Origin of the sequence: Pirellulimonas nuda (assembly GCF_007750855.1) — a bacterium.
Taxonomy (GTDB): Bacteria; Planctomycetota; Planctomycetia; order Pirellulales; family Lacipirellulaceae; genus Pirellulimonas; species Pirellulimonas nuda.
Genome location: NZ_CP036291.1, coordinates 863,766 through 884,857 on the forward strand (window position 1 = coordinate 863,766; position 21,092 = coordinate 884,857).

17 protein-coding genes, 1 tRNA gene and 1 pseudogene are annotated in these 21,092 nt (G+C 64.8%); 5 read left to right on the forward strand and 14 right to left on the reverse strand.

What is annotated here, in order from left to right; genetic code table 11:
* Positions 1-10 precede the first annotated feature (10 nt).
* Positions 11-160: pseudogene (locus tag Pla175_RS03660) on the forward strand (type II toxin-antitoxin system HicA family toxin); the annotation flags it as partial.
* Between the two features lie 79 nt (positions 161-239).
* Here Pla175_RS03660 and Pla175_RS03665 read toward each other — a convergent pair.
* The 5 genes from Pla175_RS03665 to Pla175_RS03685 all read right to left on the reverse strand — a co-directional run bounded on the left by Pla175_RS03665 (position 240) and on the right by Pla175_RS03685 (position 5,284).
* Positions 240-1,505 carry a LamG domain-containing protein gene (locus tag Pla175_RS03665; protein ID WP_145281340.1) on the reverse strand — a complete coding sequence of 422 codons (1,266 nt, stop codon included), beginning with the start codon at positions 1,503-1,505 and terminating at the stop codon, positions 240-242.
* 185 nt (positions 1,506-1,690) lie between these two features.
* Complete coding sequence (locus Pla175_RS03670) at positions 1,691-2,299, reverse strand: REP-associated tyrosine transposase (RefSeq protein WP_145281341.1); 609 nt, start codon at positions 2,297-2,299, stop codon at positions 1,691-1,693.
* Positions 2,300-2,422: 123 nt separating this feature from the next.
* A complete protein-coding gene (locus tag Pla175_RS03675) occupies positions 2,423-2,749 on the reverse strand; it encodes a helix-turn-helix domain-containing protein (RefSeq protein ID WP_197527247.1) in 327 nt (108 codons plus the stop codon).
* A 321-nt stretch (positions 2,750-3,070) separates the two neighbouring features.
* On the reverse strand, positions 3,071-4,111 hold the full coding sequence (locus Pla175_RS03680) for an FRG domain-containing protein (RefSeq protein ID WP_197527248.1): 1,041 nt from the start codon (positions 4,109-4,111) through the stop codon (positions 3,071-3,073).
* A gap of 141 nt (positions 4,112-4,252) precedes the next feature.
* Positions 4,253-5,284, reverse strand: coding sequence for an alpha/beta hydrolase family protein (locus Pla175_RS03685; protein ID WP_145281344.1), 1,032 nt, complete (start codon positions 5,282-5,284; stop codon positions 4,253-4,255).
* Positions 5,285-6,164: 880 nt separating this feature from the next.
* On the opposite strand from Pla175_RS03685, the gene Pla175_RS03690 reads away from it, so the two are divergent.
* The 3 genes from Pla175_RS03690 (at position 6,165) to rph (ending at position 8,948) form a co-directional block, all read left to right on the forward strand.
* Complete coding sequence (locus Pla175_RS03690; RefSeq protein ID WP_145281345.1) at positions 6,165-6,626, forward strand: SRPBCC family protein; 462 nt, start codon at positions 6,165-6,167, stop codon at positions 6,624-6,626.
* A gap of 98 nt (positions 6,627-6,724) precedes the next feature.
* On the forward strand, positions 6,725-7,990 hold the full coding sequence (locus Pla175_RS03695) for a hypothetical protein (protein ID WP_145281346.1): 1,266 nt from the start codon (positions 6,725-6,727) through the stop codon (positions 7,988-7,990).
* Between the two features lie 241 nt (positions 7,991-8,231).
* On the forward strand, positions 8,232-8,948 hold the full coding sequence (gene rph / locus Pla175_RS03700) for a ribonuclease PH (RefSeq protein WP_145281347.1): 717 nt from the start codon (positions 8,232-8,234) through the stop codon (positions 8,946-8,948).
* Between the two features lie 97 nt (positions 8,949-9,045).
* On the opposite strand, the gene Pla175_RS03705 is transcribed toward rph, so the two are convergent.
* From Pla175_RS03705 to Pla175_RS03730, 6 genes are all read right to left on the reverse strand, one after another.
* Positions 9,046-9,780 (reverse strand): 3-keto-disaccharide hydrolase, encoded by a 735-nt coding sequence (locus Pla175_RS03705; protein WP_145281348.1) that lies wholly within the window; start codon positions 9,778-9,780, stop codon positions 9,046-9,048.
* Positions 9,781-10,109: 329 nt separating this feature from the next.
* Positions 10,110-10,183: transfer RNA gene (locus Pla175_RS03710), tRNA-Arg, on the reverse strand.
* Positions 10,184-10,247: 64 nt separating this feature from the next.
* Entirely contained in the window at positions 10,248-11,081 is an 834-nt protein-coding gene (locus Pla175_RS03715) for a UDP-2,3-diacylglucosamine diphosphatase (protein WP_197527249.1), read from the reverse strand.
* A gap of 284 nt (positions 11,082-11,365) precedes the next feature.
* A complete protein-coding gene (miaE, locus tag Pla175_RS03720; protein ID WP_145281350.1) occupies positions 11,366-11,941 on the reverse strand; it encodes a tRNA-(ms[2]io[6]A)-hydroxylase in 576 nt (191 codons plus the stop codon).
* An 18-nt stretch (positions 11,942-11,959) separates the two neighbouring features.
* A complete protein-coding gene (locus Pla175_RS03725; protein WP_145281351.1) occupies positions 11,960-12,817 on the reverse strand; it encodes an SDR family NAD(P)-dependent oxidoreductase in 858 nt (285 codons plus the stop codon).
* Between the two features lie 510 nt (positions 12,818-13,327).
* Complete coding sequence (locus tag Pla175_RS03730) at positions 13,328-14,650, reverse strand: dihydroorotase (protein ID WP_145281352.1); 1,323 nt, start codon at positions 14,648-14,650, stop codon at positions 13,328-13,330.
* 370 nt (positions 14,651-15,020) lie between these two features.
* Here Pla175_RS03730 and Pla175_RS03735 point away from each other — a divergent pair, with 370 nt between their 5' ends.
* Entirely contained in the window at positions 15,021-17,810 is a 2,790-nt protein-coding gene (locus Pla175_RS03735; RefSeq protein WP_197527250.1) for a S8 family serine peptidase, read from the forward strand.
* Between the two features lie 7 nt (positions 17,811-17,817).
* On the opposite strand, the gene Pla175_RS03740 is transcribed toward Pla175_RS03735, so the two are convergent.
* From Pla175_RS03740 to Pla175_RS03750, 3 genes are read right to left on the reverse strand one after another with little or no spacing between them, the layout of a single operon-like run.
* On the reverse strand, positions 17,818-18,846 hold the full coding sequence (locus Pla175_RS03740; protein WP_145281354.1) for a glycosyltransferase: 1,029 nt from the start codon (positions 18,844-18,846) through the stop codon (positions 17,818-17,820).
* A 32-nt stretch (positions 18,847-18,878) separates the two neighbouring features.
* The gene (locus Pla175_RS03745; RefSeq protein ID WP_145281355.1) at positions 18,879-19,670 is read right to left on the reverse strand and encodes a class I SAM-dependent methyltransferase; all 792 of its coding nucleotides are present in this window, start codon (positions 19,668-19,670) and stop codon (positions 18,879-18,881) included.
* A gap of 41 nt (positions 19,671-19,711) precedes the next feature.
* Complete coding sequence (locus Pla175_RS03750) at positions 19,712-21,088, reverse strand: O-antigen polymerase (RefSeq protein ID WP_145281356.1); 1,377 nt, start codon at positions 21,086-21,088, stop codon at positions 19,712-19,714.
* Positions 21,089-21,092: the final 4 nt, after the last annotated feature.

Below are 21,092 nucleotides of genomic sequence, written 5' to 3' on the forward strand. Positions count from 1 at the left end.
CCTCAAGCAGGCGGGTTGCCGGTTCCTGCGCGAAGGGGGAGACCACTCCATCTGGGAGAACCCAGCCAACGGCCGCCGCAGCGCGATCCCCCGGCACCGCGAAGTCTTGGGCTACACGGCGCGGAAGATCTGCGATCAGCTAAGTGTTGGAAGGCCGTAGCCGCGGCGAGCAGCGCCCTGGCAGCGCCACCCACCGGCGATCGCCCGCACGATTGCTTGTCCGCGGGGCGCCGGAGAAGTCACTGGCTAGGCGGCTCCGCGCAAGCGGATAGCGCCGCCAACTCGTCCGCGGTGAGCGCCCGGTCGTACACCGCCACGCCGCCGATCCAGCCCGTGAAACCGACGCTCCGCCCGTTGTGGATGACCCGGCCGATGGTGAACGGACCGCCGGTCGTGGCGTCTTCCGGCGCATAGATGCCGTGGGGATACCACCACGGATTCAACCGCAACGCAACCAGATCGCGGCTCGTTTCGGTCCACACGCCGCGCTTGTTCTTCGCTAGGGTCACTTCGACCCGGGTGTTCCGATAGTCGCGGCGTTCGACCCTCTCCGTCGGGTTCTGGCGCGTGACCTCCATCGCCAAGAGCTCCTCTTCGGGCGGGTTGTAGTACTGGTCCGGTGGAAACGTTTCGTCCTCGTCCGGCTGCGTCCCGGGGATGCGGTGGTAGTGCCCCTGCATGTAGGCGTTGTAGGCGTAGGAAAGCAGTCCGGCCTTCTTGGGGTCATCAAGCCAGCGTTCGCCGGCCACGCCATCGAGCCAGCCGGTCAGTTCGTCGCGGCCGTCGTCGAACGTCATCGCAAAGGTTTGCCAAGAGGCGTCAAGCACTCCGGCGGGAGAATCGCCCGCTACCTCCGGCGACCGCGGGACCGAGTTGCACTTGTGCAACGCGTACTTGTTCAGGAACGAACCGCGTCCGTTCTCGGAGACGTGGCCGCAGGCGCTGCCCCCCTTGTTCAAGCCCGCGAACAACGCGTACTGACGCTGCCCCGGCGCCCCCTTCACCGCGTCCGCGTTGGAGGCGTGTTTCAGGTCGACCCCTTCGTGCCAGATCCCCGCGAGCGCATGGGTGCCGCTCTCGCGGATCGCCCAGACGACGACCGACACCGACCTGCCTCCCCCCTTGATGTCCAGCGGCGTGCCGTGCAATCGCGAACGGGGCACGAGCAGCATCGGTCGAAACGTGGCGTCTTCTTCTTTCCGGATGCGGATGGCCTGCCCGAACGGGCCCCGGCCCAATAGCGGAAAGTCGTCGTAGGTAGCGTCACGCCCCTCACCCCAGCAGTCCTTCACGTAGTTCGCTGCATCGAGCGGATAATCGGTGGGCGACCCCTCCGGCACGTGAGCGGTGAAGCGATGCAGCCCCTCGGGCTCTCGCTTGACGAAGTCCCAAAACGCGACCAGGCCCGGCGTACGGACGACCCGTTGACGGTTGGACGCGTAGTCATCGGCATGCGTCGCTGCGGCAGCCAACGACAGCACGAGCACAAGGGCGATGGTTCGCATGCAGTAGTCCCTTGGGGAGTTCCGTTGACAGCAGCCGGGCGCCGGGCGCCATGCTGGGTGCCATGCCCACGCTCGCGTGGGCATGCGACTCACCAAAGGCGAACGCGGACCGAGCCACGCATGCCCACGCAAGCGTGGAGCACGGCGCCCAGCCCAACCAAATCGCGCAGCGCCGCTCGGCTGCTTCAATAATCGACGTTCATCAAATTGCCATTGGTGCGCTCGTCAAGAATCGTTAGGCCCGGTGCGCTGTCGCGATCAATCGCGATCGGCTCATCTATGCCTGTCGACCATGCCGCGGCGCTCGACCAATGCCAGTCGGTCGACCGCTTGACCAAACCGCGTCGCACCGGGTTCTCGTGGATGTAGCGAATCTTCTCATGCACGTCGCGCACCGAGCGCATGTTGCGGTCGTACCCGCCACCGCGTTGCCAGAACCGATAGCAGTGTGTGCCGTTGGGTTGGGCGTCACTGAGCTGCGGCAAGTAGTCTGGCGCGTTTTCACGCAGCCACACGAGTGCCCGCTTCGAAGTCGATTGTTTGATCGTCGTCAGGATCTCAGCGATGCGGGCGTCGCTGCGCGGCAGCAAGATCACGTGAACGTGCTCCGGCATGATGACATACGCCCAGAGGTCGAACATCTGCTTCGTTTGGCCGAGCCGGAGCGCCTGAAGCAGCCACCCACGCGAGCGGTCGCGATCCAGCAGCGGAAGCCGGCGGAAGCAACTAAACGTGAGGAAATGGGCGTCGCCGGGAGTGTCGTACCGTTTGCATGTCTTGCGGTGCGGAGCCATGCGGCCGATTGTCGCCAGCGATGCGAGGCAACGCAAGCAGATTCGAGCGCCATGCCAGATTCGCGTGGACGTGCAACTCTCGCAAGGCTGGGCGCCATGCCCACGCTCGCGTGGGCATGCGACTCACCAGAGGCGAAGGCCTACCGAGCCACACATGCCCACGCAAGCGTGGAGCATGGCACCCGGCTCGGGGCTGGGGCGGCCGGGCCGCGGGGCGTCCTTCTCGATCGCCGCCAGCCGACCCTCTGCGAACCGCTTCCGCCACACCCCAACCGGCCGACGCGCCATGCCGACCTCGTGAGAGATCTCCAAGTTGGTCTTCCCGGCCGCGGCCAGCAGCACCACCTGGGCCCGCTTCACCAGCCGCATCGGCGTGCTGCGCCCGCGGCTCCACTTCATCAGTGTCTTTCGCTCGTCGTCCGTCAACGTGATCGCAACCGCTACCCGCATGACCAAGGCTCCGTCCGGTGAGATGTGAGGCCTCATCATGCTACGCCGGGGGATCACTTTATGTTCACGCAATAATGACGCAGTACACTAGAAGTGATCATGTTTGCCAACTGGTTTCACCAATAGTCATTTGGCCTGGATTACCGTGCGTCTAGAATAATCGCAGCCGGTCGCCATACACCACGCTCGGCCTGGGCCGGGTGCCATGCCCACGCTTGCGTGGGCTTGCGTCGTACCAGGGGCGAACCTCGACCGAGCCACGCATGCCCACGCAAGCGTGGAGCATGGCACCCGGCACCCGGCTGACGCGGAAATCCCATCCTACTGGCTTCGGGAATCCTTGGAATCAGCAATCTGCCGAAGAACCCCTTCAATGTACGCATCCTTCCGTAGGGATGACTCAATGACGTCTCTGGCAGCTCCATCGAGTCCGGGGAAAATGCTCCTTGCTCGTATGTCGTGCTTAGCCAGAAGCCAAAGAACCTTGCCAGCTTCCGTCGATGGCGCGCTAATTCGCGTGAAGAGTCGTATCTGCCGACATGTCGGGTGATCTTCGAGCGCAATATGAAGGGGAGTGGCGTCGACCACGCCATCCAAGTGTTCTCGACGTTGCGTCAGCACCGTGAAGACACCATTCTGAGCTTGCAGATTTGGGTTCAAGGCAGCGGGCGTCGTGACAATGCGTAGCCTTCTAAAGGAACCGCCCCCGTGCGTGGAACTTCGACTGTCCAGGCCTAGCGTTGGTGGACTAAACCACCAAACAGAAAAGCGGTTGTCAGACTCTCGATCGCCATGCGGCTGGCCAAGTTTATTCCGTTGCGCCGCCGAAAACGCTGCAAAGTAGCCGGCGACCATAGCGCTTCGCGTCCAGTCGAGCATTCGCGTCGGTAATCCATGATGCTGCGCCACACCCATCAACGGAAGAAGTTCAGTCGGGGGCCATTCGATCAGCCCTTCCTCGAAGTCACGTTCCAGTAAGCCATCCTGCGAATACTCGTGGAGGTAGTTTCTGATTGCGTTGCAATCGCCAGGAACAGGCAAGCCGCCGGCATCAAGATTGCGAAAGAACTGAGATATTGATCTGGCCTCCCGCCGAATAACTTCCTTCCAGTGGTCGGTGCCTGGGATGCCCGCGTTGCCGCCGCTTCCTTGGGCGGCGGCCAGACTTCTAAGTGCGCTCGGTATCAACTTGTACGACTCTCTGCTTACCCCCCTAAAAAGCAGCCACTCAGAAGGTGCGAACATCCTAAAGTACGGGCCAGTTGGAAGTATCGCATCAACGAACTCTTCGGCCGTGTCTAGCACTATCGTCATCAAGGCTCGGCTCAGCTCTTCTTTCATCAGCAGTATGCTTTTGGTCAATGGAGAGTGATAAGATAAATTGGCAGCCGGGTGCCATGCCCACGCACGCGTGGGCATGCGACTCACCAGAGGCAAGCGATAACCGAGCCACACATGCCCACGCAAGCGTGGAGCATGGCGCCCGTTCTCCGATCCTCCCCTCTACTCCAACCCCACCACCATCCCCTCCGTCACCTCCACCTCCCCCGCCGCGACCTGTCCGGCCAACATCTCCGCCAGCGGCGCGATCACACTAAAATGATCGTGCCCCGGCACGGGGTAGAAGCGGACGTTGGGGTTCTTGTTCTCTTCTTGCATCAGCCGGGCTGCTTGCCAGTTGCCGCCGTCGGCGCCCTCGAACACGTACAGCGGGCAGCGGACGCCGTCGAGCCAGAACAGCGGGCTGCGCAGCGCTACCTCCTGCTTGTCGTTGGGGTCGCAGTAGATGAACTGCCCGCCGTACTGGCTGGCCGCGGCTACCGGGCCGAGGGCGAAGACAGCCTGATACCGTCCATCGGCAGAATCGTCGCTCTCGGCGACCAGCATCGCCAGCGTGCCGCCGGTGCTGTGGCCCCCTAGGTAAAGCTGCTTGGGGTCGACGTACGGCAGCGCCGCTAGGTAGTCGGTGGCGGCCAGCACGTCGTCCACCTCGCCGAGGAACCCCTCGCGCCGGCCCGGGTTGTCGTTGCCGCCGCGGAGGGAGGGGAACATCATCACCACCCCGGCTTTGCGGAACGCGCTGGCCGATTGGTCGTTGGCGCGGGGCTGCGGGGTCCAGACGTCGCCGATGGAGTTGCAGTCGCCGCCGGTGATCCACACGATCGCCGGGCGCCGGGCGCCGTCGCCGGGGTCCCCATCGTCGGGGTTGGGGGTGACGTACGCCGCCAACTCGCCGACGGGCGACTTGTAGCTGATGAGCTTATAGGCGCCGCCGTGCTGGGGGTCGTCCGCGGGGTCGTCCGGCGGGCCGCCCGGTTCTTCTTCGCGCACCAAGCGGGTTTCAAACCCTTCGCGCACCTCGGCCAGCGTCGGCGCCCCCTGTGAGGGGTTCGGGGCGGGGTGGGCCTCGGCGGGTTCGCTGCGCGTGGCGACCGAGGCGCGACCCTGGGGCGCGGGCTGCTTCGTGCCGTCGCAACCGCAGGCAGCGAGCGCGAGCAGCAGCAGGCAGTGCCGTGCGTGGGGCGAGTGTTTCATGCGTGTAGCCCGGTAGGGTGGGATGAGCGTTCTTCTCGTGCTGCTAACCGCGGCGGATTCCGAGGAGCCCTTCTGGAAGTTCCGGCCGAAGTAAGATTTACCACCAAGGGCACGAAGGACGTACGGAGGTACGCAGCGGTCGCCGCTGGCCGATCTTCGGTAGCGATTTCGACTACCGATCCGCCTACGCTTCTCGGTGACTGGAAATCTCCTTCCTTGCCCTTCGTGTTCTTCGTGTCCTTGGTGGTTAGTCTCGTTGGCGGAGCGATGCGTGGTCCCTTTACTAGGGCGCGGCTTTCGACGTGATTGTAGCGGCCCGTCTGAGGGGTTTGCGCGCGAAAATGGCCAATGCTTTTGCCTCGCTTTTGGCCACCGGCGCCGCGATAATGGGGTTCTGCCGGGCCCCAGGGGGCGGCGTCGGCCGGTGGGGGGTTGGCGGCCCAAAACAGCGGTGCCGGGGGTGCGTGAGTTTTGTCCCTCAAGTGTCCGCTGGGGCCTGGCCAGACCCCCCGCTGGGGTGGCGCCGGAGCGGGGTTTGGCGCGGCCGATGGGCTTTTGGCGGCGGTTGGGGCGCTGTAGGCGGGTGGGGGTGGGGGTTTTGTCCGAAAATCGCTTTTCGGGCGGGGTCCCAAAACGGACAAAAAGAAACAGCAGCGGGCGACACGGCTCCGGACGGAAGCCAATGACCCGTGTCCAAGCCTAAATGACCAAAGACCAAGCCCACATGACCCACGTCCGGACGACTAAGCCCGAATGATCCGGAAGGGGCAGCAGAGCCGACTCGTTGTGCCCAGGGGGGCCTTGGTCATTTACGCTTAGTCATTGGTCCTTCCCTTGAGGGGGGCTTGATCGTTTTCAAACCAGCGGGACCACGACACGCATGGCCAAACCGATGCTCACCAAGCAGGTCTCTATCGCCGCGCCGCCGCGGGCGGTGTTCGACCTGGCGGCGGACTTCCCGAACGCGGCCACGCACGTGCCGGGGATCGACAAGATCGAGATGCTGACCGAGGGCCCGGTGGGGGTGGGCACACGGTTCCGCGAGACGCGCGGGAAGATGGGCGCCGAGACGCTGGAGGTGACCCGCTTCGAGCCGCCGACGCAGATGTGCGTCGAGGCCGACTCGTGCGGGTGCCGGTTCGCCTCGACGTTCCACTTCATCCCGGAGGGGGAGGGGACGCTGGTGCGGATGGAGATCGCCAGCGAGCCGCGGACCTTTTTCGCCAAGCTGATGTCGCCGCTGGGCGGGTTGATGGCGGGGGTGATGGGCAGGATGATCGAGAAGGACCTGGAGGGGCTGAAGCAGGTTGCTGAATCTGGGACGGAAGTTGGTAGAGGTTAGATGATAGGGGAGCGGGTCTGCTGTCGGTTCGCGCCTCGCGCCTCGCGTCGCTGCGTATCCGTGACATCCGTGCTATCCGTGGTCAAATTCCCGTAGCCATGCAACAAGGATCAAACGCTATCAATCGCTTCTGCTATCGGGCCGCGCGGGCGATCGTGTTGTTGGCGTTGGCTGCGCCCAGCGGGGTGCTGGCCGATGGGTTAGACGACGCGGTGGGCGAGCGGGTGACGATTGAGTACGCGTCGGGGCGCGACGCGATCGAGGGGACGCTGGTGCGCGTCGACCGTCACAAGGAGTCGCGCGAGCTGCTGCGGCTACGCGTCAAGGTCGGCGGGCGGACGATGGTGCTGAAGCCCGACGCGGTGGCGCGGGTGACCCACGGCGACGCCGAGGTGTTCGCCGGCGCCGATCCGCAGGCCGAGTCGAGCGACGCCTCGAAGAGCGAAACGACGCGCCCGCGCGGGCCGATGACCCGCGCGGTCGCAACGCCGCAGACCCCCGCGGAGCACGCCGCGTGGGTCCGCCGGCTAGCGGCCCGCGGCGTGCGCGCGTGGGAGGGGGAGTCGCAGCAGGAGCACGAGCGGGCGCTGGCCGGGTACCGCCAGCAGATCGCGGACGTGCAGTCGAAGCTGCCGGACATGCGGCTGTATGAGACGCAGCAGTTCCTGTTCGTCAGCAACATCCCGCCGGAGGAGGTCCGCCCGTACGTTGAGCGGCTCGACGCGATGCACGCGTTCATGTGCGACACGTACAACCTGCCGCGCACCCAGCGGGTGTGGCTGGGCAAGGCGTTGGTGTTTGCGTTCCGAGACAAGCAGCAGTTCCTGGGCTACGAGCGGGCGTACCACAAGAACGACGGCGAGGGCGCCTACGGCATCTGCCACAGCAGCTCGGGCGGCTCGGTGGTGGTGGCCTGCTTCCAAGGGACCGACCCGGACGACTTCGCCCAGATGCTGGTGCACGAGACGAGCCACGGCTTCATCCACCGCTACAAGACCAAGGCCCGCCTCCCCGCGTGGGTGAACGAGGGGATGGCGGAGTACATCGGCGCGAAGCTGGTCCCCCAGAGCAACTCGGTCCCCAACAAGGAACGCGGCGCGATGCGGATGGTGAAGGAGACGCGCAACCTGGGGGGTGACTTCTTCAAGAACGAGGGGGGCCTGGAGGCGTGGCAGTACGGCGTGGCGTCGAGCCTGAACCGGTTCATGATCGAGTCGAACCCGCAGGGCTACGTGCTGTTCATCGAGGCGCTCAAAGAGGGGCAGTCGTCCGAAGAGGCGCTGTTCACCGGCTACCGGGCCTCGCCGCAGCAACTGCTGGCGGCGTACGGCCAGAGCATCGAGGTGCCCGACCTGCGGCCGTGACGGTGGGCTCACCACAGAGTCACGGAGAGCACGGAGACAGACGGAGGAAGCCCACGTAGACGAACGTGGATCGAATGGCGTACCTTCACCGCAACGCTATGGATTGAAAATTGGAAATTGCAATCGTCCGGCCACCTAACGGCGTTCACCCGTGTCCATCGGCGGCTCCTTGATCTGTCTCCGTCCGTCTCTGTGCCCTCTGTGGCTCCGTGGTTAATCCGTCACTACTTGGAACTTCTGTATGCCCCGTCCCGATGGCCGTGCCGCGGATCAGCTCCGCCCTGTATCGATCGAGCGCAACGCTACCGGCCTGGCGGCGGGGCGGGTGCTGATGCGGGCCGGGGAGACGATCGTGCTGTGCACGGCGAGCGTGTCGAACGACGTTCCGCCCTGGATGGCGGGGCGCGGCAAGGGGTGGGTGACGGCCGAGTACAACATGCTGCCCGGCAGCACCTCGCCGCGCAAGCCGCGGGACCGGCAGAAGGTGGACGGACGCACGACCGAGATCCAGCGGCTGATCGGTCGGTGCCTGCGGTCGGTGATCGACCTCGAAGCGCTGGGCGAACGGTCGGTGACCATCGACTGCGACGTGCTGCAGGCCGACGGCGGCACGCGGACCGCCAGCATCACCGGCGGATTCGTGGCGCTGGTCGAGGCGATCCGCTCGACGGGTCTCGACCCGGGTGCGGTGCTCACGGACACCGTGGCGGCGGTGAGCGTGGGGCTGGTGGGCGAGTCGCCGCTGCTGGACCTCTGCTACCAAGAAGACTACGCCGCGCGGGTCGACATGAACGTGGTGGCGACCGGCGCCGGACGGTTTGTCGAGGTGCAGGGCGCGGGCGAAGAGTCGACGTTCACGCGCCAGGAGCTGGACGCGCTGCTGACGCTCGCCGAACAAGGCGTGGCCCGGTTGGCGGCCGCCCAGCGCGAAGCGCTGGGCGCCGACTGGCCGGCGTAGGCCTTGGTGAGGATCGCGTAAAAAACAATCCAGGCCGCAGGAGACGCCTGGGCCTGGATTGCGAAATAGAACGGAGCAGAACAGCGACGGGGCGACGCTACTCGTCGCCGAGCTCTTTGAGCTTGACGTTCTTCCAGCGGACCTGCTTCCCGGCATGGGCCGCGTCGCCGATGCCATGCACCTGAAGTGCGATGAAGCCCTCGCCGGTCACGTCGTCGGTGAGGTCGGCGGCCGGGACGCCATTAATCCAGGTTTGGAGACGATCCCCCTTGGCCACAACGCGGTAATGGTTCCATTCAGCCGGCTTGAAAGCCGCACGCGCGTCGGCGTGCTCGGGGCCCTTGAGGTCGTTCAGCCAACCGCGCCGGGCCTCGTCGTAGATGCCGCCGGAGTAGGCCCGCGGCGTGGGGTCGATCTCGACCTGATAGCCGTGCACGCGGCCGGCGGGGATCTTCCTTCCCTGGCTGGTGGTGGGCTCGTCGAAGCACTCGCTGCGGATCTGCACGCCGGAGTTCAGGCCCGAGTCGATCTTCACGTCGAACTCGAGCACAAAGTCGTCGTACAGCTTGTTGGAGCAGAGGAACGAGTTGGGGGTGTTTGGGACGCTGGTGCCGACGATCTCGTCCCCCTCAACGTGGTACGTCGCCTTGCCGCCGCGCTGGGTCCAGCCGTGGAAGTGATCCGCGTGAAAGTCCTTTGGGCTGATCAACGGCTTCAGCCCATCGTCGCCGGCCTGCGTGGCGGCGGGGGCGGCATCGGTAGCCGGCTGTGCTAACGCAAAGGGAACCAACACAAACGTCAACGCGAGCGTTGGTAGTAGAAATCGTGGCATCGCGAAAAGTCTCCAGGATTGGCGTCCGAGATCACGGGGGGCGTCGTCGGTTACACGGCGCGGGAAATGAGAGAACGCATTGTAATAGGAAAACCGTCGGAAGTCGTGTCTGGGAGGAAGGATTGCGCGCCGGCGTCTGGCGGATGAGCTGTGGGGGCCACGCGGGCCGCGTCCCGGCGGCAATCGGCCGGTCGCCAAGGCTCCTCACCCTACCCAGACGGAGAAACAGCCGATTTCCCGATGCGAGAGCAGGCTGTGCAGCGGCGGCGGCTTTGCTGCCGCCTATCGGCAGGTAACGCAAGTGCTGCGTTCGGCAAGACTTAGGGCAGTGACCCCGGGTGGATTCGAACCACCAACCTTCGGCTTCGGAGGCCGACGCTCTATCCAATTGAGCTACGAGGCCGGGAAGCCTTCTAGAGTATCGCTCGAGGTTAGAGTCTGCAACGGCTCGGGGTTGGGGCGGGCGGCTAGGCGACCAATACTCCTTCGACCTCTGCTCCTTCGAGCCGTTCTTGCGATTCGATCGGCGAGTCGATGTTCGGAAAGTCTGGGGCGGCAGGAACGGGGAGGTGGGCGATGACTTCGCCGTTGCGGCGGACCAGGTCCATCGAGCCGTCGTGGTACTCCACCAGCGCCGAACAGTTTTCTACCCAGTCGCCTGTGTTGCAGTAGGCTAGGCCGCCCACCTCGACGATCCGAGGGGCGTGCACGTGGCCGCAGATGATGCCGCTGCAGCGGCTGGCCAGGGCGCTTTCGATCACCTTCTCTTCGAACTCACTGACGTGACTTACGAGGTACTTCACGCGACGCTTGATCATGCCGCAGAACGCGTACGGGTCGTCCTTCTTGCCGCGCAGCTTGTTGACCAGCCAGTTCGTCGATAACAGCACGTCGTAGGCGTAGCTGGCGACCAGGGACAGCCAGGGCATTCCTTGCTCGACCTTGTCGAATTGGTCGCCGTGCGTGACCAGGAATCGCCGGCCGTCGGCCGTGACGTGGACAAAGCGATCGCGGACCTCAACGACGCCAAAATTGGCGAGGAAGTTCCGCAGGAAGGCGTCGTGATTGCCGGGCGTGTAGAGGAGCTCTGTGCCGCTCCGCTTTAGGGTCATCAAGCGCTGAAGGATGCGGTCGTACACCGGCAGCCAACGCCAGCGGCGTTTGAGCTTCCAGCCGTCGATAAAGTCTCCAACGACGTATAGGTAGCGAGGCTCGTAGCGCTGCAGGAGTTCCCGGAACGGCTCTGCCTGAGAGTGCCGGCAGCCCAGGTGGATATCGCTGACAAACAGGGAGCGGACCACGCGCGGCGATGCAGCCGTCGATTTGGGCTTGGCTGACGGAGCCTCGCGGGGCTCCGCGGACCGGTTGGATTGCGGGCTGCGGGGTGCTGCGGCGGTTAGCACTTCGTCGCTCCTGGAAAACGTGGCCGAGGCATCCATGACCGCTCAGGCAGAGGGCTTCTATGGCCCCTTGCCGATCCTAGTGTCGCTGATGTGTGTTACGAGACCACAAGGGCCTGAGGGTGGAAACGGTTAAACTCTGGTTCAGATCGCGTGAAGATGTTGGCGGCGGCGTCGCCTATCCGTTAGCTGTGCATCCTGGGCTCGCTTTCTCCTTGCTCGACGATTGCGGCTTCTAGCAACGCGAGCTCGTCCAGCCTGCGGTTCACTTCTTCTGGCGGTGCGTAGTTGCGGGCGAGCTTCGTGTACGTGGTGTGGTGCCTTGCTTCGGACTCGAACAGGCTTTGATAGAACGTCGCGAGTTCTTGATCGTCGACGTGGTCGGCAAGTTGCTGAAAACGTTCACAACTGCGGGCCTCGATCAGCCCGGCGACCAGCAGTCGATCGACGGCGCGGGCGGGTTCTTGCTTGCGCACCAGATCGTTGAGCTTGCGTCCGTAGGCGCTGGGGGTCAGACGGCGGAAGCGGATGCCGCGACGCCGGAGCAGGTCGAGCACGAGGTGGAAGTGCTCCAGCTCTTCATTGACGATCTCGGTCATCGCCCGGCACAGTTCCTGGTCTTCGACGTAGGCGAAGATCAGATTCAGCGCCGTGCTGGCCGCCTTCTTCTCGCAGTGAGCGTGGTCGATCAACACCAGGTCGAGCCGCTGGTCGACCTGGCGGAGCCAGCGTTCGGAGGTGGGTGTGGCGAGGTGGAGCATCGACTTGGGCTTGGGCGGCTACGTTGAGGGGGGAGCGGGGGGGCGGAAGGCTTCGGCGCCGATCCGGCGCAGCGCCACGGCCGCCACCCGATCTATCGTCCGGCCTGGGGCTGCTCGTTTCAAGGTCCAGTACCAACGGGCGCGACGCCCGACCACAACATGCGGGCGATTTCGAGCAAATCCGTGCAGCCCGGCGTGCGCCACGGCTTCGGGCGCCAGCACCGACTCACTTAGGTACTGGCTTGCTGCTTGCTGGAAGGGTTCGCTCGCGTAGGTCGCCCGGGCGAACAAGCCGGTGCGGACCACTCCTGGCAGCACGGCGGTTGCCCGGAGCCCCAGGGGCCGCAGTTCGCCGCGGAGCGAGTCGCTGAGCGACAAGAGCCCGGCTTTGGACGCGCTGTAGATGGCAAACCCCGGCGGGGCCAGCGGTGCGAAAATCGACGCCACATTGATCACCCCCCGCGGCCAAGCCAAGGGAGGGGCTTCTGCCATCCAAGGGCCGAGCGTCTGACATCCGAACACTGCGCCCAGCAGATTGACGTCGAGGATGCGTCGGGCCGAGTCCGCGCTGGTCGTCAGCAGCGGACCGCCGTGCAGCATGCCCGCGCAGTTCACCAGAAGGTCCACACGGGGCCACCGCGACCGGAGCGTGCCCTCTAGCTGGGCCCAAGCAAGGTCGTCTGAGACGTCGAGTTTGTGGCTGATGGCCCCGGAAAGCGATTGGGCGACGGATTCGGCGGCTCCCTCGTCGCAGTCGACAATCGCGACCACGAATCCATCCTCTGCTAATCGGCGTGCGAATGCTTCCCCAATACCCGCTCCCCCGCCTGTGACGACGGCATACCGCTGGAGAGTCGGATTGAGGGGAGTCGCCATGGATTGCTGCGTGTAGTAGGTGCGATGGAGAATCGTATCTAAAGGCCACCGGAAAGCCCGGTCGGCAGCGCGGGCAGTGTGACAGATGGTGGGTGAGCGCTGTGGTCTCGGCTTAGTCCATTGGCTGCCCCTGCAAGCAAGCCTCGTATTGGTCGAACCGTTGGATTCATTCCGCGCACGCGATCTCGCCCACGCCCCCTCTTGCCGTACCAGAGCACGCCGACCGCCAAGATAACCGCGACGGCGCCGCCGACTGCCATGCGTAGCTCCCTCGCGCGACGCCTTTCTCCGGGGACGTTGGCCCGGAACCTATGGGCGGCGCCGACCGGAGAGGTGTCCCAAGTGATGTTCGGGGTCCGCCGGAGCCGGTCGCACTACTCCACGCACCAAAAGGTCTCAATCATGCCTTAGCGGTTTAGCCGCCGGGCCTGGGAGCGGGAGTATGTGTGAAAGGTGGCGGCTCGCCATCTTACCCCCGTTTGGTTTCCTGCGTCCCGCGACAGGTCGCCCCTACCCCCAGTAGCCTCCTAGAGAGTGGTCGAAGCGGGCTTCTTGGCCGCGTACCGAATCATCTACCCGGCCGTCTTGAAAGACCTGTTGTCCCAGCACCCACGTCCGCACCGGCCATCCGCGGAGTGTTTCGCCGTGCCAAGGGCTCCAGCGGCACTTGGTGAGCTGCTCGCCATTGAGAACCTGCTGTTCTTTGTTCAAGTCGACCAGCACCAAGTCGGCGTCGTAGCCGGGCTCAATTCGGCCCTTGTCGACGAAGTCCCATACCCTGGCGGGCGCCTCGCACATCCAGTGCACGATCTGGCGGAGCGTGCAGCGGCCGCGGCTGGCTTGGTCGAGCATCAAAGCCAGAGAGTTTTCCACCGCCGGGAGTCCCGACGGCGATTGGGGGTACGGGAGCAGCTTCTCTTCGAGGGTGTGAGGGGCGTGATCGGTCGCGACAACCTGCAGCAACCCGTCCCGCAGGCCCTGCCAGATCTTCTCGTTGTCGCCGACGGTCTTGAGCGATGGGTTCATCTGAACCAAGGTACCCAGGCGGGCGTAGTCGGCGGTACTGAAGAGCAGATGGTGCGGGCACGCCTCGGCGGTCAGCAGGCCGGCGTGGTCGGCGAGCAAATCTACCTCATCCCCGGTCGAGACGTGCAGCAAGTGAAAGCGGTGGCGGTGGCGGCGCGCGAGGTCGAACGCACGCTTGGTTGCGATGAACGCGGCCGCGTGGTCGCGGATCTTCGAGTGGTCTGCTACGTCGGTCGTGCCGGCCAGCCGCGCCGCGTTGGCGCGGACTGTGGCTTCGTCTTCGCAGTGCGCGCAGATCGGCAGCGTGGTTTCGGCGAAAATGTGTTCCAGGGCCTCCTGCTCATCGACTAGCAGGTCGCCGGTGCTGGAGCCGATGAAGATCTTGATGCCCGGGGAGCGCTGGGCGGCTTTCAGCTCAAGCAGGTTGGCGCCTGTGGCGCCGATATAGAAGCCGAAATTGACGCGAGATTCGCCGGCGGCGAGCGTCAGCTTGTCCGCCAATCGGTCGCAGGTGGTTGTCGTCGGCTTGGTGTTGGGCATCTCCAAGAAGGTGGTGACGCCCCCTTTGGCGCACGCCCGGCTGGCGTGGGCGATGTCCTCTTTGTGCGTTAGTCCCGGTTCGCGGAAGTGGACCTGGTCGTCAATTACTCCGGGGATGAGGTGTAGCCCCAGTGCGTCGATCGTCTCATCGACGCGGAGCTGCGGGGCGGGATCGACCTCGGCGATCTTCTGCCCCTCGATTACCACGCCGGCGCGCAGCGTTTCTGTCGGGAGAACGACGGTCGCGTTCTTGATGAGCGTTCGCATGGCGGTGTGATTGAGCGCGTTTGCGGTCGGGCGGAACTCTTGTGGCCCGGGGCTGCGGCGCCACCTTGGTGATTCTGCGCGGGAAACCAGGGGTTTTCTACTTCCGGTCCTTAGCGACCGGGCTTGCCGATCCGGCGTTGTTGCCTGGCGGCATCATCGCTCCATGGCCCGTTGTTGCAAAGTACCAACGCGCCTCGCGACCCCAACTTGGACGCGGTATTGAAGCTCCGCGGCGGGGTTGCCGTCGCCGCTTCGCGGGGTCGCGCGACCTAGGTTTGCATCGGCAGGCGCCCCGTGCCGGCCCCTTTTCATGAGAACTTGTCACCTTAGCATGCGTCGTGCGGCCTTCGGGTCCGCGGCGCCCACTCCCATGGCCCGTGCCCGCCGTACCGAGCCGCGTCCCCGCCGATTGGAGGCCCTGGAAGCCCGCCAGGTGATGTCGGCGGACCCGTTGGCCGACCTGTTGGGGGGGGCGATCAGCCATCACAGCGCGCTCGATCCGCCGCCCCTGCTGCAACACGCGGCGCTTGATGCGCCGCCACTGGTTCAACACTCCGAGCTCGACCTGCCGCCGCTGGCGCACCATGAGCTCGAAGAGCCCGACTTCTGGCTCGACCCGAACGATGGGTTCACCCTCGAGTCGCAGGTCGGCCAGATTGAGCAGACACTCGCCAGCGCCCACTTGCTGACGGGGCTCAACACGGTCCGCGACAACTACGGATTCAGCGGAAGTGGACAGACCGTCGCGGTGATCGATTCCGGCATCGCGTGGGATCACTTCGCCCTCGGCGGAGGCCTGGGCTCCGGGTATCGGGTGGTGGGCGGCTGGGACTTCACAGAGAACGACGCGAACCCGTACGACGATGGCCCTTCGGGGTTCCACGGCACACACGTTTCAGGCATCATCGGCGCCAGCGGCGGCGTAAATTCCGGGGTGGCGCCGGACGTAGACCTTGTCGGCCTGCGGGTGTTCAGCGACACGGGCGCGGGGTACTTCAGTTGGGTAGAGAGCGCCCTCAAGTGGGTGCATACCAACCGCAACGCCTTCGAGAACCCGATCACTGCGGTCAATCTATCTCTGGGCACCAACTGGAACGCCAGCACCGTTCCCAACTGGGCCAATCTAGAAGACGAGTTCGCCCAGCTTGAGGCGGACGGCATCTTTATCTCGGTCTCCGCGGGCAATGACTTTGCCAGCTACAACACGCCCGGCCTCAGTTACCCGGCCGCCAGCCCCTATGTGGTGCCGGTGATGAGCGTCGACGATTCGGGGTCGCTCAGCTACTTCAGCCAGCGGCACACACGCGGCATCGCGGCGCCGGGGCGGTTCATCACCAGCACCGTGCCGGACTATGCCGGCAACAACAACGGCATCGCGGACGATTACGCCAGCGCCTCGGGCACCAGCATGGCGGCGCCCTACGTGGCCGGCGCTAGCGTGCTGGTCCGCGAGGCGATGCAGTTCGTGGGGATGAGCGGCATCACCCAGGATATGATCTTCGATCACCTGACCGCGACCGCCGATACGTTCTTCGATTCCGCGACCAACCAGAACTATAAACGGCTCAACCTGGGCCGCGCGATCGACGCGTTGATGCCGGACGACGATTACGGATCGAGCGTCGAGACCGCATACAACCTGGGCTCGCTGGGGGGCACGCTGCAGAGCCAGAGCCAGATGGCGATGAACGGCGTGATCGGTAAGCTGGACGACGCCGACTACTTTACTTTCACCGCCGCGGCAACGGGGCGGGCGACCTTCAACACCGCCGGCGGCACCCACCAATTCACCGCGAGCTGGCAGGGCATGGGCGCCGCGGGGTGGAGCGTTAATTCGGGCTCTGGCTACGCGATGGACGTGGTCGCGGGGCAGACCTACACGGTCTGCCTCAGCTCATCGAGCGGCCTGGGCTACTATGGGCTCAATGTATCGTTCGAGAATACCTTCAGCTTCACCGACTGGGGCGCGGTAGGCGTACAGCAGACCCAGTCGAACCTGACGATCGGCGGCGAGCAGTGGTACCGCCTTGCCGCTAGCCGCAACGGGTACCTGACCGTCGACGCGGTAGCGGACGGGGCGAACGTCTCGATAGAGCTGTACAACGCCAACCTACAGCGCGTAGCAGAGGGGGGCGCCACCGACCGCGTCGACGTGCTGTCCACCGCCGGCACGGAGTTCTACGTCCGCGTCAGCGGCACGGCCAGCGGCGTGGGGCTGCGTCTGACCAACGCGGTCGCCGTCTCGGGCGCCACGGTGCACGTAATCGGCACCGAAGGGGACGACGCCATCGCTTTCAGCACCGGCACCGGCGGCACGCACAACGGTCTTTCGATCAACGGGCTGGTGTACGCGTTCAGCACGTCTGTGTACCGCGACCTGGCCGTCAGCGGCGCCGGGGGCAACGACTCGCTCGTTCTGCACGGCACGCCCCAGAAAGAGACGGTTCATCTCGGCGTGAACAGCATCAACCTGACCGGGCCAGGTCACGTGTTAGCCGGAAGCAGCTTCGAAAGCATCGTTGTTGTGGGCATGGGTGGGGGCGACGTCGCCTACATGTACGGATCGTCCGGGGCGGACACCTACCGTACGTACGGCGACCGGGTCGTGATGTCTGGCGCCGGGTACTCGAACCGCGCCGTCGGCTTCACCATGACGTACGGGTACGCCAATGGGGCCAACGACGTCGCCTACATGTACGGTTCCGCCAGCGCCGATACCTACCGCTCGTACGACAACCGGGTCATCATGTCTGGCCCCGGCTACTACAACAGCGCGTTGGCGTTCGCGGCCACGCACGGATTCGCTGATGGCGCCAACGACGTGGCGTTTATGTACGACTCGGCCGGGAACGACGTCTATCGCGCTTACAGCGACCGCGCCATCATGTCCGGCACGGGGTACAACAACCGTGCCACAGGCTTCGCCAGCGTGACCGGGTTCGCGTCGACCGGCAACGACGCCGCGTGGCTGCACGACTCGGCCGGAGCCGATCAGGCCACGGTCCGCGATTGGGGTGGCGCCATCGACCGCGCGCTCGGCGGACGCATCGAGGCGCGCGGGTTCGACACATTGCTGCTGTACGGCAACGAGGGGGGGCTGAACTCCGTCGATGAAGACGCAGTGGACTATGTCTTCTCAAAGATCGGCGTTTGGTCGTAGGCCGACCCTAGGCGGCCCGTCGCGCTGGTTCGATCGCATGCGCTTCCGGATGCACCCCGTCGAGCACCGCTGCCAAGAAGGTGCGGCGGCGATCGAAGCGGAACTCGCTGTCGATCCTCGCCGCCGCTCTGGCGCCGAGCGCCTGCGCCTCGGCCGGTTGGGTGAGCGCCCGTTTGAGCGACTTGGCGATCGAAGCGGGTGATTCGTCATCGACGTAGTAGCCGCAGTCGCCAACGACTTCGGGGATCGCGGTGTTATGGTTCACGACAACCGGCGCGCCGCAGGCCATTGCTTCTGCCAGGGCCAGCCCAAAGCCTTCGTGCCTGGAGCACTGGAAGTAGGCGCCGCACCGCTGCATGTAGCTGATCTTTTCTTCTCGCGAGATCTTGCCGAGGAACTGAACGGATTCACCCAGCCCGAGCTCAGCACAACGCCGCTCGAGCGCCGCCTGGCCGTCCACCGGCTCGCCGGCCAGCAGTAGTTGGGCGTTGGGTAAGTCGCGACGGAGCAGCGCAAAAGCCTCGATCAACTCGGGCTGCATCTTCCGCCGGACGTTGTTCTTGGTTTTCCAACAGACGTTGAAGATCACATTCGGCAATGCGCGTGTGTTCTCGGCGCCAGCCGGGCGATAGGCGTCCAGCACGATGTGCGGACAGTAGAGCGGGTCTTTCAGCGGCATCATCGCGCTGAGGCGATCGATCATGTACTGGCTGACAAATACGCTGCGGTCTGCGAACCGCAGTCCGGCCCGCACCAGCAGGCGGTAGTACCAAGGCTTCTGCTCGTAGATGTCCGGCTCGAGCGACCCGGTCACCACAATCGGCAGCCCGCGGAGCTTGAGCACGGGGCCGACCAGCCACAACCAGTTCCACCACCACAGGAAGACAACGTCGGTCTGCTTGGGAACCTCACGCAGCCGAGTGGCGATGTGAACCTCGTGCCCGAGCGACCGCAGGATCTCTACGTCCTGGCGGTAGAACTCCGTGGTCATCAAGCGGTCGCGCTGCAACCGGTAGACGAAGAAGGTGATGCGCATCGTAGGCAAACTCGGCGTGGGGGTGCGAGCCGTTAGGCCGCCGAACGTTTGGGGAGCGCGCCCGCCGCGGCCGCCGGCTTCTGGAAGCACAGCATGACTCCCAGATGTCCGCCGTGGTTGGTGAACCGGCTCGTGACGTCTTCTATCCCTTCCTCTTGCAGCATGCGGAACAAGCGGTTGAGGTTGTAGTCGTTCATCTGCATCGCCGGGTACGACCACGCACGGCCGCGCGCCACATTGATTAACTGCCTCCCGAACGGCGCCCGTGTCTGCAAGAAGCGGGTGACGTGCCGCTTGAACGAATCTTTGCCGTAAGTGAAGTGCAGCAGTCCAACCCCGCCCGGCGACAGGCGGTTAAGGATTTCCCTTGCCAACGCCGCGCCCCGGCCGGCCGAGATGTGCTGGAACACGATGAAGGAGTGAACAAAGTCGAACGGCCCCGGCGCCGCGCTGAGAGAATCGTCCGACACGCCGAAAGAGACGTTGGTCACGCCGCGCGCGGCGCAGTTCTTACGGGCCTCTTCCAGCATGGCAGGCGAGACGTCGATCGCGGTGACCTGCTCGGCGAGCCCCGCCAGCGGGATCGCTAGCCGGCCGACGCCGCAGCCGAAATCGAGGGCCGAACGAGGGCGGAATCCGGCGTCGAGCTTCGACCGCACCAAGGCGATCGCGCTGTCTACGTACGTCGCGCCAGACTGGAAGAACCTCGCGCGCGACTCATCCGATAAGTTGGCCGACTTGTAATCATTCTCTACCAGCACGCCGTAGTACGGGTCTTGGGCGCCAAAGCGCTCCCAGTGCCGGTCCGAGTTGTAAGCGAACATCCGCTGGTCCTTGGGGAATCGAGCTTGGGCGGCGGAACGTCTCAGGTTACGGCGTTTGCGGCAATACCAGTGGGGCGCCAGCGTGCGGGAACGCGTTTGCGGACGAGGCTTCGACGCCGCGACCCCGCGAGCGACCGACACACTACAAACACGCTCCCCATCAGCAGGAAGAACATTGAGTACAGGAAGAACATCTCGTAGGGCTCGCCGCGGTGCACCAGCACCAGGAATCGCCCGCTGAGCGGTCCCAGCCACAGCAGCCCGAAGAGGGTGGTCTGCATCGTGCGGAACATCCAGCGGTAGAGCATGCCGTGCAAGCACAACGCCGGCAGACCCCACCAGCCCCAGAAGTTGATGTATACGTCGCCCAGGATCGACGGCGGCACCGTGACTTCGAGGTCCTCGTCGCGGCCATGCACCACCAGCCCGAACAGGATGTTGGTGTCGGGGGGCTTGAGCTCCGGGAAGCGAGACTCTTGCAGATAGAACACCGCCATCCGGCGGTACGTGGCGCCGTTCAGGAACGGGTGCTCCGCAGGGAAGGCCGCGACCGCGCCCACCAGGTGCATGCTGTAGCTCAGCGGGTCGCGGTCCCACATGTCCTGGTAAGCCGCCGCAGAGAATAGTACGCCCACCCCTTCGGTGAACGTCACGGTGTCCTGCACGCGCCGAAGCTCGTACAGGCCTACCGCCATCATCATCACGAACAGCCCGATGGCGCAGGTCGCCACGATACGGCGGACTGGGAAGCGGTAGCGGATGCTGGCCGCGACCAGAAACGTGGCGACCATCGCCAGCGGCACCGAACGCGTGCCCTTGGAGAAGATGAAAAAGTAAACCATGCACGCGGCCGGGATGTAGAGCAACGTGACTATCCGGTGGCGTTTGCCGAGGAACAGCCCAACGAACGGCGGCACAAAGCAGAAGGTGGTCAGGTGCAGCCCGAGGACGCTGAGGAACCCGCGGTTGTTGAAGCGGTACTCGAACCGGCCGCCTCGGATGATGTCGAGCAGCGTCACCCCCTTGGCGTGCATCACCAGCGCGTGCCCGGCGACCGTGATGCCGATCGAGACCCAGAATACCAGCATCAGCATCCGCTGCGTCTCCGGCCTTGCCAGTTCTTCCAGCAGCCGGCGTTTGCGGGTCGCGAGCCGCTTGAGGGGCCAATCGGCCAGCGCGAAGCCGGCCATCAGCATCAGCAGCCCGGCCAGCGAGTACCCGGCGGCCGCGGCGCGGGCGCCTTCGCCGAAGACGTGTACATACGCCTCGTCCGACTGCATCATTGGCGCCAAACCGAAGATCAGCCCGAACGTAGCGAAGAAGACGCACTCGCTCATGCGGTGTTCAAAGTGCGGCAGGCTCCGCAGCACCATCGAGGCGCACAACCCAATCACTAGAATGCAGGCTAGGTACATCATTCTG